The sequence below is a fragment of the Vibrio sp. Of14-4 genome (genome assembly GCF_022347625.1).
Classification (GTDB): Bacteria; Pseudomonadota; Gammaproteobacteria; order Enterobacterales; family Vibrionaceae; genus Vibrio; species Vibrio pristinus.
This window is the reverse complement of record NZ_JAKRGI010000008.1, coordinates 102,534-115,560: the sequence shown is the minus strand read 5'-3', so window position 1 is coordinate 115,560 and position 13,027 is coordinate 102,534. Positions and strand designations below refer to the sequence as shown.

Here is a 13,027-nt window from a genome sequence, read left to right as displayed (position 1 = left end):
GATTCGTGATTAAATCAGAGCAGAAAGTTTATAAAACACATACACTTAAAGCTAAAAGGAAGTTTGAATGGCACTCGATATCAAACCAGGTCAAGAGTTTATTAAGTCTAAGGCAGCAGTCGCATGGGCGGCAGGCGAGCCACTTAAGATGGAAGAAGTTGAGGTCCAGTTGCCCAAAAAAGGCGAGGTGCTAGTCCGCATTGTTGCAACAGGTGTGTGCCACACTGATGCCTTTACTCTATCTGGCGAAGATCCAGAAGGTATTTTCCCCGCCATTCTTGGTCATGAAGGGGGTGGAATTGTTGAAATGGTCGGCGAAGGTGTCACCAGTGTACAAGTTGGTGATCATGTCATCCCTCTGTATACCGCTGAATGTCGTGAGTGTAAGTTTTGTACATCAGGAAAAACAAACCTTTGCCAAGCGGTTCGTGAAACACAAGGTAAAGGCTTAATGCCTGATGGAACAACGCGATTCTCAATCAACGGACAACCTATTTTTCACTATATGGGTTGCTCAACATTCTCGGAATACACAGTACTTCCTGAAATTTCATTAGCCAAAGTCAATCCAGAGGCTCCTCTAGAGGAAGTGTGTTTATTGGGTTGTGGCGTTACAACTGGTATGGGCGCTGTACTCAATACCGCCAAAGTGGAAAAAGGTGACACTGTCGCTATATTTGGTCTCGGTGGAATCGGCCTTTCAGCTATCATTGGTGCTAGAATGGCAGGCGCTAGCCGTATCATAGGTATCGATATTAACGAAAGTAAGTTTGACCTCGCCAAACAACTCGGCGCAACAGACGTTATCAACCCTCAATCTATTGATGTTCCTATTCAAGAGTACATTGTCGAAATGACAGATGGTGGTGTCGATTATTCGTTTGAATGCATCGGCAACGTTAATGTTATGCGTCAAGCTCTTGAGTGTTGTCACAAAGGATGGGGAGAATCAGTCATTATAGGGGTGGCAGGCGCTGGACAAGAAATTTCCACCAGACCTTTCCAATTAGTGACAGGCCGCGTATGGCGTGGAAGTGCTTTTGGCGGTGTAAAGGGCCGCTCTGAATTGCCTGAAATTGTAGAACGATACATGGCAGGTGAATTTGGCCTTGAGGAATTTATTACCCATACAATGAGCCTAGAAGAAGTGAACCACGCCTTCGACCTCATGCATGAAGGAAAAAGCATCCGCTCTGTTATCCATATGGACAGATAACCCCTCCTTTTTTGAATACTCATAGCCATCATAACAAACGTTATGGTGGCTGTTTAGAGATGGTACTATGAACTTAACCAATATCAGTCAAAACAAAGTTGCTGGCGGCTGGCACAAACAAGTCACTCACGAGTCAACTGCCTTAAACTGCACAATGCGCTTTGCCCTATTTCTTCCACCAAATGCAAGCAAGGAGTCTCCTGTTCCTGTCATGTATTGGCTTTCTGGATTAACCTGCACCGATGAAAACTTTATGCAAAAAGCTGGGGCATTTAATACCGCAGCCAAGCTTGGTATCGCGATTGTCGCCCCTGATACTAGCCCGCGCGGTGATGATGTAGCGGACGATGATGCATACGATTTAGGCAAAGGCGCTGGATTCTACCTAAATGCGACCCAAGAGCCTTGGTCTAAGCATTACCACATGTACGACTACATAGTAAAAGAGCTACCCTCGTTAATAGAGGCTAACTTTCCTGTATCAAACATCAAAGCGATTTCAGGGCACAGTATGGGAGGACACGGAGCCTTGACCATTGGATTGAACAACCCCAATAGCTTCACATCCATCTCAGCCTTTAGCCCGATTTGTAACCCAACACAATGCCCATGGGGACAAAAAGCGTTTGGCGCTTACCTAGGACAAGATCTGGAGGCCTGGAAAGCTTGCGACGCTACAGAGTTACTCAAGCAAAATTCATCACCACTGCCTATTTTGGTCGACCAAGGTGATGCAGATAGTTTTTTACACGAACAATTGAAGCCAGAGTCTTTGGTCAATGCTGCAAAAACACACAACTCAAGCCTTGAGCTGCGTATGCAAGAAGGTTACGACCATAGCTACTATTTCATCTCAAGCTTTATTGAAGATCACCTGATGTTCCACGCGAAACATATGTTTAAATAAACTCGAGGAAGGAAATGAGGCTGGTATCACCATCACTTGAGTATCGCGCGGCGTTTTTTGCTCTCTATCAAGATTTTGAGGACAATGACAGTATCAATGCCGAATACTATCGTGAAGGCGTCGATGACTTTGATGCCTATCTTCAGCGATTAACTGACGAAGCGAATGGTACAAATCTGCGCCAAGACTATGTCCCCTGTAGTCATTTTTGGATGGTAGACACAAAGGGAAATATCCTTGGCGTGATCAGAGTTCGTCACACCATTGATAACCCATTTCTTTGCTTTGAAGGTGGCCATATCGGATACGATATTGCGCCTTCCTACCGCGCACTAGGCCATGGAAAAACCATGCTAAAGCTCGCTCTACCGATTGCAAAGTCGCTCGGTATATCGAAGGCTTTGATCACTGCCGATGAGAAAAATCACGCCTCCCGTGGAGTGATTGAAGCAAACGGAGGAGAGTTTATTGATATCGTGATGGGGAAAGTTTTCCCTTACCCAATTACTCGTTATTGGGTTATTTGCGAGGCAGACACATGCAGTTAAGAAAAGCCAAAGCCTGTGAGCTCGATACTATTTATGAAATGGGGTTTGACGTATGGGGAAGTGGCCTATCTTATGAGGAATATCTGTCCCTTTGCCGCCAAAGCAAAAAATATCAATTGGGTATTTGGTATGTGCTGGTTGATAAAGAAGTCCTTGTTTCATCTGCAATTGTTTACCGGGATGGATTTGGGCTTAAGACTGGTTGTTTTGGAATCGGCTCTTTGTCTACCCCTCCCAAACATAGGCAAAAAGGTTATGCGTCAAAACTAGTGACGCTACTAAAGGATGAGCTATTCGAGCAGCAAAACTGCCAAACTTTGTATTTGCATAGCGATATTAACCATGAGTTCTATACGAAATTGGGTTTTAAGCGCATTCTGGATACTGATTGCTTGTTGTACTCAAAAGACGAGCAGCCATTGCCAACCGCTCCCCCCAACTATTTTTAGTTAATACCTGATTCTTGCAGTGGATGAGTAACAACTCTCGGTTACTCATCTCAAAATTGTGACAGTATGCAATTGTTTTGTTATTTACTTACAATGTTACTTGTCAAATAAAAATAAAATGTTAAATTGAGTCATCACTTATTCACAACTGAGTGATGGGTATGCACTACCTTATGGCACACATCCTCTCTAGCCAGTCGCATTCCTAAAATAACAATGTTTATCAAGCATATAGCTTTACTTTTCAGTGAAGCCAGCTTGTGGTATCTAAAATATAATTCAGTTGGATTAACTATGTTCCCTATATCTCATCAAGGAAAGTGGTTTCGTTTTTTAATGGTGTTTATCTTTCTTGCAGCATCCATGGAGACCGATATTTATCTGCCTACTTTTCCAGACATCCTTAAGGATTTAAACACTAATGCAGTCATGGTTCAGAGAATTATTAGCTACAATTTTATTGGTATCTGCTTAGGCTCACTTATTTACGGGCCACTTTCAGACCACTTTGGTCGCCGACCTATTATGATGTTTGGCTTCTTGATATTTCTTGGCGCCAGCATTGGCTGTGTATTTGCTCAAACTATTGATCAGTTGCTCGCGTTTCGTCTAATTCAAGGTTTTGGCAGTTCAGCCTGTATCATTGTGGGAACCACAATGATCTTCGATCTTTTTGAAGAAGAGTCGGCAGCAAAATTAGTGGCGGACCTCAACGCACTCACAGTTAGTGTCATGGCTTTTGCTCCGCTGATTGGCGGGTGGATCAGTATTCACATGGGATACCATGCAAATTTTGAGTTTATCGCCATCTTGGTATTTATCTCAGCAGTTAAGTGCTTTTTGTTTGTTCCTGAGTCTCTACCTAGCAAAAAACGTAAGAAATTGATTCCCAAGCGAGTAATGAGTGACTATAAATGCATACTTTCATCCTACTCATTCTGGTATAGCACACTAATAACCAGTTTAATTCTCGCAGGCTACATGGTGTTTGTCTCAAATATGTCGCTTTTGTATGTTGATAACCTTGAGGTCAAGCCCGAGCATTTTCCATTTCACCAAATGGCCACACTAGGCACCTTTGCTCTGTTTAGCTTGAGCAACGGGCGCCTTATCGACCGCTTCGGTGTAGAAAAATTAAAAGGCTCTGGGCTCTGCCTGATGTTTCTCTCCATCGCCTCGTTTTGGCTGGTGCCAAATAAGATGCTAAGCTCACCGGACTTTCTGACCTTTATTGTGTGCGTATTTTCAGTGGGAGCCGCACTTTCTATAGGACTTTTCTTTGCAGACTCCATGCAGGTATTTCCAGAGATGACTGGCATTGCTGCATCTTTGGTTACCTCTATTAGACTTGTTTTGGTGGCGATTGCTATTGATGTAGCCAGCGGCTTTTACGATGGCTCTTCGCAGTCTGTAGTCAATGCAATGACAACCATTGTTATGGGCATTGCGGTCTTGGTCTTGTTTCGTAATATCAAACGATTCAAGCAGCTAAAGTTAGGGAGTAATCTAGAAGCCTAAGATCAGATTGAAGCCCACAGAAGATTGAGGCTAACCCAAGTAGGAGCCACTGGAAATTCATCGATAAATGAGTAAAATCTGGCTCCTATTTGGTCACTTTGGCAAATCATATGCATCACAGCCTCTCTCTTTTTACCCCTTTCAATGCTTGTATTGATGAATATAGCTTGCCTGAAAAATTCACTTTCCCGTTTTTCTATGAGCCACATCCATTGTGTAAGCTTGCTGCCAGCGAGCTTCAGCAATACCTGCTCACCCAAAGCGAATGGGTTCACAATTTTGGACTGAATAGTCATTCTGATGGAGTGGGAAAAATGTTCGGCGTGCTTATCGTCAAATCTACAAAAGGCGAAATTGGTTATCTATCGGCTTTTTCAGGGAAAGTCGCTGGGCAAAGTGAACTCACACACTTTGTCCCTCCCGTGTTTGATATGTTTGCTAAGCAAAGCTTTTTTCATGCCGACAATAAAGAGATCATGTCAATCAATGACCAGATAGATGCTCTTAATAGCGGTACTCAACTAACAGAGCTTGCCAGTCAGGTTGAAAAACTCGAATCAAACTATAAAAAAGAAGAAAGCACTCATCGAGCGAAAATGATCGCCAATCGGGCTGAAAGAAAATTGCAGCGCCAAGATGCTCAATCGCACCTCAACGGAGCCGAGCTTGAGCGTGTACTGGACAGCCTCGCAAAGCAAAGTGTCGATGATAAAAACACGCTTAAATACCTAAAACTAGAGTGGCAAGACAAGATTGATCAGGTGAAAAGCGAGTGGCAGAAGCTTGACCATGAGCTAAACCAGCTAAAAGATAAGCGCAAAACGCTATCGAATGCACTGCAGCACAAATTGTTTGAGCAGTACCGCTTTTTAAATATTCTCGCGGAAGAAAAATCACTAAACTCGATATTTAAAGGCATCACTCCCCCAGCGGGCGCAGGGGAATGCGCGGCGCCAAAACTTCTTCACTACGCATTTAAACATGGCTTTAAACCTCTGGCTATGGCTGAATTTTGGTGGGGTAACTCCCCTGCATCAGAAATCCGCCAACATAAGACGTTCTACCCTTCTTGTCACAGTAAATGTCAGCCTATACTCGGCCACATGCTTCAAGGTATGGATGTGGATGATAACCCTCTTGAGAAAGCATGGGCAGAACATAATACGATGGACATTGTATTTGAAGATGAAGCGCTCGTTGTGATTAATAAACCTGCCGGCCTTCTCTCTATTCCTGGTAAAACCATACAAGACTCAGCCATTACTCGACTCCAAAAACTCTACCCTAACGCGGAAGGTCCATTTGTTATACACAGGCTGGATATGGCGACATCAGGCCTACTCGTGTTCGCCTTAACTAAACGAGCGAATAAAAGTTTACAGAAACAGTTTATTACTAGAACCGTAGAAAAACGCTACGTAGCCATTGTAGAAGGAGAAGTGCAGGACCAAAGCGGCCAAATTAATTTACCCATGCGAGGCGATCCCGATGACAGGCCCCGTCAACTGGTCTGTTTTGAACATGGTAAACCGGCCGAGACCTACTGGGAGTGCGTCCAGGTCAAAGAAGGACAAAGTAGGTTATACCTCTACCCCAAAACTGGCAGAACTCATCAGCTAAGGGTTCACTGTGCTCATCATCTTGGGCTCAACATGCCCATGTATGGAGATGGCCTCTATGGACAAAGAGCAAAGCGATTACACCTTCACGCACAGCGCCTTATGATAGAACACCCATACACCAAAGAACGAATGACATTCGAGGCTGAAACTCCATTTTAAAAGTTTGCACGAAGAAGCATGCATTCATAGATTGACCCAACGGCTAAGTGCATTGCTAAAACCATCTCAAAGGGGCAATATGAAAAAACTTATTCCTAACCGAACTAGCATGACACTGTGTATTATCGGCTTACTGTGCTTGTTAACGTATGCTCTAATTGGGTCTCACATCGATGATGACGGGACTTTAATTGAGCCATTTGGTCTACTCCCTCTGTTTTGGGTATTTGAAATACTTGCCATCACTGCGTATGTAGTACAACTTATTAAGAGTTCAACAAGCGATACTAAGTAACACTTTATCCCTCTCATATTTATACTGTGATCCTCTCAAGATACATGACGTATCATCTAGTTTGACTGCGGAGATACCAATGAAAAACATACTACTTGCTGCCATGTTATTTGCTTTATCCGGCTGCTTAGGCATGCCTAAATCCGTTGAGCCCGTTGATAACTTCGAACTCTCCAAATACCTTGGTACTTGGTATGAGATAGCGCGGCTAGATCACTCCTTTGAACGTGGGTTATCCGACGTCACTGCGCAATACTCACTAAGAGATGATGGCGGAGTGTCCGTTCTCAATCGAGGATACGACGCAAGGAACGATGAATGGAGCGAGGCCCAAGGCAAAGCCTTCTTTGTTAACAGTGCCGATGAGGGGTATCTGAAAGTCTCCTTTTTCGGGCCTTTTTACGGCTCTTATGTCGTATTTGAACTAGATAAAGATAATTACAGCTATGCCTTCATTTCTGGGCCAAATCACGACTATTTATGGCTACTTTCTCGAACTCCAACCGTCAGTCATGAGGTCATAGAGAAATTTGAAAAAATGTCTAAACAGCGTGGTTTTAATACTGATGAACTGATTTACGTAAATCAAAAATTAAATACAAATTCGTAGCATCAGAAAGCAGGCGTAATGTTTTATCTATGTTACGAACCCTGAAATATGCGTGATTCTGTAAGAACTTCGTTTGATTACCCAGAAATGTTGCGTACCTATTAACCTACCCCTAAGTTTAAATGACTCAGTCATCAAAGAGGGGTAGCCTTATGCTTAATGTGTCCGCCAAATACAAAATAACCACTTTATTTATGATCATTGTGCTATCAGGATGTGGAGACAGTGGTAATGGCAGCGGAACTAGCACTAACTCGAACAGTAGCAGTAAAAATCAAGCACCATCTCGGTTTAATTTGGAAGAAATTGTTATCTCCACTGAAGGAGCCAAATTTAAATGGGGTGAGTCTACAGGTGCTAATAGCTACACTCTTTGTAGAAAAAACCAACAAATGAAAGATGATTGTGATGCCATAGACTCCACAAATACGACCCAGTCGAGCTTAGAGGATTTTGGTGTTTTAGAGAACCTATCAGCTCAGTTTTTTGTTATCGCCAAAAATGATTTTGGCCAGCAAATTTCGAACGAAAAATCTATATCACCACAAAGCCTTACACCAAGAATACAATATATAAAGCCATTTAATACAGGCAAAGGTGATGAGTTTGGTTTTAGTGTTTCTCTATCTAGGGACGGTAAGACACTCGCCATCGGAGCACCTGAAGAATCATCAAATGCAACTGGAATAAATAGTTCAGACTCAGACAATGATTCGCTTACTTATGCTGGTGCTGCGTACCTCTTTCGGTTTGATGGCAGTATATGGGATCAACAAGCTTATATTAAGGCTTCTAATACAGATGAGTATTCTTGGTTCGGCATGAGCGTCGATTTATCCGCAGACGGAAATACACTTGCTGTGGCTGCACCAACGGAGTCGACCAATGCAAAAGGCGTCAACAATTCAGGCCCCAGCTCAGCAACTAATTCTGGTGCTGTGTACATCTACAGCTATGACGGTAGTAATTGGGCTCAGCAAGCCTTCATAAAAGCTTCCAACACTGACAGTGGTGATCTATTTGGTAACTCTATCGACCTATCGGCAGACGGAAAAACGCTTGCCGTTGGCGCAACAGAAGAGGCCTCTACGTCAACAGGGATAAACCAAGATCAAGGCAACAGCCCATCCATTACAGATGCTGGCGCAGTCTACTTGTTTCGCTCTGATGGTATAAATTGGAGCCAAGAAGCCTATATAAAAGCTTCCAATACAGATGGTGATGATAGATTTGGCGAGTCTGTTGCCCTATCAGAAGATGGTAATACCCTAGCCGTCGGAGCCTCACAAGAAAGATCATCTTCAACAGAAATCAATGTTGGAGAAAGTAATAATGACTTAGTTGACGCTGGCGCTGTTTATGTATTTCAGTTCAGTAATAAAAATTGGACACAGCAGGCTTATATTAAACCTCTAAATACTGGTTCAAGAGATTTATTCGGGGTTTCAGTATCGTTATCACAGGACGGAAAGACCTTAGCGGTTGGCGCATCTAAAGAAAGCTCGAATTCAAACGAAATAAACATCGGAGCCAATAATAATAGTGCTCAGGGCTCGGGAGCTGCCTATATTTTCCGCTTAAGTGATTCAGGCTGGAGCCAGCAGGCTTATATTAAAGCCTCAAATGGTGGTGCGGGAGATTCATTTGGCGGCACAGTTATGTTATCCGAAGACGGAAAATCATTGGCAGTCGGAGCACGAGGAGAGGACTCTAACGCGATTGGTGCAAACGGAAACGACAATAATACTCTTGCCGAATCAGGGGCTGCCTATATATTTCGATTTGGTAGCCGATGGAGTCAAGAAGCTTATATCAAAGCCTCTAATAGTGGCAGAGATGATCTATTTGGCTCAATTTCTTTATCGGGTGATGGCAAGGCCCTCGCAGTTGGAGCTATAGAAGAAGACTCTGACGCTACCGGAATTAACAGCCAAGACAACGATCAAAGCGAGGATTCTGGTGCAGCATACATATTCTAAAGACAGTTATAGTTTGTCGGCATGTTCTCAGTTGTCATTTTTATCATTTGAGTAATGTCCTAAACAAGCATACTGTAACGCCAAATCTAGTCGAAAGAGAAACAAAGCTATGGTATCGAAGATGACAATTGCTCCCCAAGGGCCAGAATTATCTGAGTTGGTTCAAGGTTATTGGCGGCTTGCTGAATGGGGAATGACAGCGAAAAGTAGATTATCTTTTCTTAAGCAGCACATAGATTTAGGCATCACAACGGTTGATCATGCTGATATTTACGGGGGATATCAGTGTGAGTCATTATTTGGAGAAGCACTCAAACTTGACCCTTCAATCAGAGAACAGATTGAGATAGTGACTAAGTGTGACATTATGCTGTGTGACGCACAATTTCCTACCCGTAAAATTAACCATTACGATACAAGTGCCAAGCATATTCATCAGTCCGTCGACAACTCACTGAAAAGGCTCAGCATAGAACAGATTGATCTTTTGCTTATCCATAGACCAGACTTGTTAATGGATGCTGATGAAGTTGCTGATGCGTTTAGTGAACTCTACAAAGTAGGCAAAGTTAAACACTTCGGCGTTTCAAACTTTACCCCAAGTCAGTTCAATTTACTCCAATCTCGGTTATCCAAGCCTCTGGTCACTAACCAAGTTGAAATAAACCCTATCAATTTTGATGTTGCCCATGATGGAACTTTGGACTTGCTCCAGATGAATCGCATCAAACCAATGGCTTGGTCTTGCTTAGGTGGAGGCAGTATTTTTACTGGTTCAAGCGAGCAAGCCAAAAGGGTTAGAGACGAATTAGAAGCGATTCGATGTGAAGTAGGGGCAGAGAGTATCGAGCAAGTTATATACGCTTGGGTAAGAATGCTCCCATCGAAACCTATACCAATCATAGGTTCAGGCAAAATAGAGAGAGTTAAAATAGCCGCAGACTCCCTCAAACTAGAATTAACTCGTGAGCAATGGTATCGAGTATGGGTAGCATCTAAAGGTCATAATGTGCCTTAAGTCCAACACTATTTTATAAGTTATAAGCGCTCATTCAGGGCGCTTTTTTATTTTATAGGTTCTTACTAACAATACTGTTTGGGCTTTGCGAACTGCCAAGGCAGAGCGAGTCAATATCAAAAACATCTCCCTTTTACACCACAGATTGAAAAATGATCAGCCTTCCCAACTTGATGATAGTGAAGTATGGATATAACTTTTAAGTTGTGATTAAAAAATCAACTCGAGAAAGGTTTAAGGAAAATCGATGTCAATGCAAAAACATGTTTTGTTCAACTTTGCCAGTTTAAGCCTCAAGGCAAAACTCAGACTCCTGACCGTACTTTTTACTGTGATTCTTACCACAATCATTGGCTATACCATCACCTCTCTCGATAAACAAAAAAGTGATGGTTTGGTTATCAATATCGCGGGCAGGCAGCGAATGCTGACTCAGAAATTCACCAAAGAGTTTTTGCTTGCGATGGATATTGCACACCAAAAGAAGAGTAAGCCCGACATCTCTGCCAGCCGCAAAACACAGCAGTTGTTTGATATTACCCTCGAAGCGCTCACCCGTGGAGGAAAAACCTACAAAGACTTAGGCATGACCAAGCCTGTTGATATTCCTCCCGCACCTCCCCACATCCAGAAGCAGCTAAAGGTAGTCAAACAAATGTGGGAGCAACAAAAGAAAAATGTCGCCAGTATCTTAGAGGATGGCGATAACCCTCAAAACCTCGCAGCGCTCAGTGAATACAGTGTAAAAGTGCTGGCAAACATGAATAAAGCCGTACTCATGTTTAATGATGAATCCTTCGAGAAGATTCTTACAATGGAGCGCAATCAAATCATCATCGCAGTTTTCTCGGTGTTACTTACATTAATTCTCGCCGAACTAACATTGCGAAATGTGCTCGGGCCTATCGGACAAGCAATAAAAACCACCCAGCGCATAACCACAGGTGATCTAAAAGATTACAACGAAAAAGAGCATTTTAACAATGAGATGGGCAACCTAACCCAAAACATCGAGCAGATGCGTGTGTCTCTGCATGATGTGATTAATGTCGTCCAACAAAATAGTCGCCAAATGGCGCATTCCGCTCACCAAGTTTCAGCGGTTTCTTCTGAAATATCATCAAGCAGTCAGTTAGAGCAAGAAAACTCATCTCAGGTACTCGAAGCCATTACATCGCTGCTGGAGATTTCTGATGTAGTCAGCGAACACATTAAAAGCACCGAGAGCACATCTAAAACAACCATGGAAACCGCCCAATCAGGCATTGTTGTTGTCAATAACAGTATTCAAGAGCTTAACACGGCCGTGGACTCTGTTAACCATACCGCGGAACAAATCGAGGAGCTGAAAAACTTCACCCTTCAAATCAATGAAATCACAGAGTCTATTCACAATATTGCCGAGCAAACAAACTTACTCGCACTTAACGCTGCAATAGAAGCTGCACGCGCTGGCGATCAAGGTAGAGGCTTTGCCGTTGTAGCAGATGAGGTAAGAAATCTAGCTGCAAGAACATCAAGCTCAAGCCAAGAAATATCAGACCTTATCACTCAACTGATGGAAAAAGTGGAAAACTCGGTCAACTCAATGCAAGCCGTGGTTGGCGCTGTACATCAAACTCAGAAAACCTCTGCGAATACCGTCGAGTCTTTTACCACCATGTCTGATGGAATTAGTAAAACCACTGAGAGTGCCGAAGTGATTGCTAATTTCAACCGAGAGCAAGCTGACAATCTGCAATATCTAGACACCAAGTTGAAAGAGCTGTTTAAAGTGCTCTCAGAAAGTAGCAGTAAAGCCAAGACAACCTCGCTGGTTGCCAGTGACCTACATGAAATATCCGAGACACTCGACAGACAGCTAAGAGGCTTTGAAACAAATATCAATGAATCGATGGCAATGCCAGAAGATGAGCAACGTGCCGAGCCAAGAGCAGATAACAAAATTAGGGTAAAAATGTCACAGGGAAGTACTCATGCTGAAGGACTAACAAGTGACATTAGTATGGAAGGCGCCAAAGTCCGCTCCAATACCGAATTTAAGGGCGATAGCCTTGTCGATATAGAAGTTAAACTACCACAAGAAGTCGCAACACATGGCAGAACAAGCATAACGATTAAAGCCACCATTATGCACGTCGTCCCTGTCGAAGATTATTTCAGTTATGGCTTAAAATTTGATGGCGCATCCGTCACAGATAAAACCATATTAAAAGCGCTGTTTAACTATTTTAAAAAGTCTCACCGTTACGATCCACCATCCTCGACAAGCTAAATCTTGGTTGTCATCGGTAGAAGTGGCGATAAACGTTACGCTTAGTGAACTGGCTTGTCCGTTTTAGAATAGAACTTGCCAAAGTAACGTTCCAGTACTTCAGGGGTTAACTCCCCTGCTTCCTCAAGCTTTTTCAGCTCGGACACTATCATTTTCTGTTCTTCAAGTGACGGCAGAGCGACTTCTGGCTCATCGTTAATTTCGTTGGCCATCTGCTCTAATTCGTTTTCTATGTGACTCATATTTTCGGGGCTCAATTCATCGCAATGCCTTATTTTACCCTAACTGCTTAAGCTGAGCTAACCATGTTTTGTCTCTCGAATACTGGCGTGAGTAAACGCTGGTGTTTGCAAGTTTGTAAAACCCATTTTTCAATATTGATGACTTGTAAGATGAGCATTAATCCCCATAATGTAAGCAATTGAAATAAT

Annotated in this window: 12 protein-coding genes; 11 read left to right on the top strand and 1 reads right to left on the bottom strand. The window is 43.0% G+C overall.

Annotated features, from left to right (window positions below; genetic code table 11):
* Positions 1-67 precede the first annotated feature (67 nt).
* The 11 genes from MHN79_RS10220 (at position 68) to MHN79_RS10170 (ending at position 12,596) form a co-directional block, all read left to right on the top strand.
* On the top strand, positions 68-1,216 hold the full coding sequence (locus MHN79_RS10220) for an S-(hydroxymethyl)glutathione dehydrogenase/class III alcohol dehydrogenase (RefSeq protein ID WP_239172811.1): 1,149 nt from the start codon (positions 68-70) through the stop codon (positions 1,214-1,216).
* Between the two features lie 67 nt (positions 1,217-1,283).
* Positions 1,284-2,123: an S-formylglutathione hydrolase gene (gene fghA / locus MHN79_RS10215; protein WP_239172810.1), complete on the top strand. Its 840-nt coding sequence runs from the start codon at positions 1,284-1,286 to the stop codon at positions 2,121-2,123.
* Between the two features lie 14 nt (positions 2,124-2,137).
* Positions 2,138-2,671, top strand: coding sequence for a GNAT family N-acetyltransferase (locus MHN79_RS10210; RefSeq protein WP_239172809.1), 534 nt, complete (start codon positions 2,138-2,140; stop codon positions 2,669-2,671).
* Positions 2,662-3,120 (top strand): GNAT family N-acetyltransferase, encoded by a 459-nt coding sequence (locus tag MHN79_RS10205; RefSeq protein ID WP_239172808.1) that lies wholly within the window; start codon positions 2,662-2,664, stop codon positions 3,118-3,120. The genes MHN79_RS10210 and MHN79_RS10205 overlap by 10 nt, the downstream gene beginning before the upstream one ends.
* A gap of 294 nt (positions 3,121-3,414) precedes the next feature.
* Positions 3,415-4,638, top strand: a complete 1,224-nt coding sequence (locus MHN79_RS10200; protein ID WP_239172807.1) for a multidrug effflux MFS transporter — start codon at positions 3,415-3,417, stop codon at positions 4,636-4,638.
* 110 nt (positions 4,639-4,748) lie between these two features.
* Complete coding sequence (locus MHN79_RS10195; protein ID WP_239172806.1) at positions 4,749-6,419, top strand: RluA family pseudouridine synthase; 1,671 nt, start codon at positions 4,749-4,751, stop codon at positions 6,417-6,419.
* A gap of 79 nt (positions 6,420-6,498) precedes the next feature.
* Positions 6,499-6,714 carry a DUF3955 domain-containing protein gene (locus MHN79_RS10190; protein ID WP_239172805.1) on the top strand — a complete coding sequence of 72 codons (216 nt, stop codon included), beginning with the start codon at positions 6,499-6,501 and terminating at the stop codon, positions 6,712-6,714.
* Positions 6,715-6,793: 79 nt separating this feature from the next.
* Positions 6,794-7,324: a lipocalin family protein gene (locus tag MHN79_RS10185; RefSeq protein WP_239172804.1), complete on the top strand. Its 531-nt coding sequence runs from the start codon at positions 6,794-6,796 to the stop codon at positions 7,322-7,324.
* Positions 7,325-7,476: 152 nt separating this feature from the next.
* Entirely contained in the window at positions 7,477-9,303 is a 1,827-nt protein-coding gene (locus MHN79_RS10180; protein WP_239172803.1) for an FG-GAP repeat protein, read from the top strand.
* 109 nt (positions 9,304-9,412) lie between these two features.
* Positions 9,413-10,321: an aldo/keto reductase family oxidoreductase gene (locus MHN79_RS10175; protein ID WP_239172802.1), complete on the top strand. Its 909-nt coding sequence runs from the start codon at positions 9,413-9,415 to the stop codon at positions 10,319-10,321.
* Between the two features lie 247 nt (positions 10,322-10,568).
* A complete protein-coding gene (locus MHN79_RS10170; protein WP_239172801.1) occupies positions 10,569-12,596 on the top strand; it encodes a methyl-accepting chemotaxis protein in 2,028 nt (675 codons plus the stop codon).
* Between the two features lie 41 nt (positions 12,597-12,637).
* On the opposite strand, the gene MHN79_RS10165 is transcribed toward MHN79_RS10170, so the two are convergent.
* Positions 12,638-12,838 (bottom strand): restriction endonuclease subunit S, encoded by a 201-nt coding sequence (locus tag MHN79_RS10165; RefSeq protein ID WP_239172800.1) that lies wholly within the window; start codon positions 12,836-12,838, stop codon positions 12,638-12,640.
* Positions 12,839-13,027 lie beyond the last annotated feature (189 nt).

Coding starts and splice junctions, on each gene's coding strand:
- MHN79_RS10220 (WP_239172811.1), top strand. CDS start 68: ATGGCACTCGATATCAAACCAGGTCAAGAGTTTATTAAGTCTAAGGCA.
- fghA (WP_239172810.1), top strand. CDS start 1,284: ATGAACTTAACCAATATCAGTCAAAACAAAGTTGCTGGCGGCTGGCAC.
- MHN79_RS10210 (WP_239172809.1), top strand. CDS start 2,138: ATGAGGCTGGTATCACCATCACTTGAGTATCGCGCGGCGTTTTTTGCT.
- MHN79_RS10205 (WP_239172808.1), top strand. CDS start 2,662: ATGCAGTTAAGAAAAGCCAAAGCCTGTGAGCTCGATACTATTTATGAA.
- MHN79_RS10200 (WP_239172807.1), top strand. CDS start 3,415: ATGTTCCCTATATCTCATCAAGGAAAGTGGTTTCGTTTTTTAATGGTG.
- MHN79_RS10195 (WP_239172806.1), top strand. CDS start 4,749: ATGCATCACAGCCTCTCTCTTTTTACCCCTTTCAATGCTTGTATTGAT.
- MHN79_RS10190 (WP_239172805.1), top strand. CDS start 6,499: ATGAAAAAACTTATTCCTAACCGAACTAGCATGACACTGTGTATTATC.
- MHN79_RS10185 (WP_239172804.1), top strand. CDS start 6,794: ATGAAAAACATACTACTTGCTGCCATGTTATTTGCTTTATCCGGCTGC.
- MHN79_RS10180 (WP_239172803.1), top strand. CDS start 7,477: ATGCTTAATGTGTCCGCCAAATACAAAATAACCACTTTATTTATGATC.
- MHN79_RS10175 (WP_239172802.1), top strand. CDS start 9,413: ATGGTATCGAAGATGACAATTGCTCCCCAAGGGCCAGAATTATCTGAG.
- MHN79_RS10170 (WP_239172801.1), top strand. CDS start 10,569: ATGTCAATGCAAAAACATGTTTTGTTCAACTTTGCCAGTTTAAGCCTC.
- MHN79_RS10165 (WP_239172800.1), bottom strand. CDS start 12,838: ATGAGTCACATAGAAAACGAATTAGAGCAGATGGCCAACGAAATTAAC.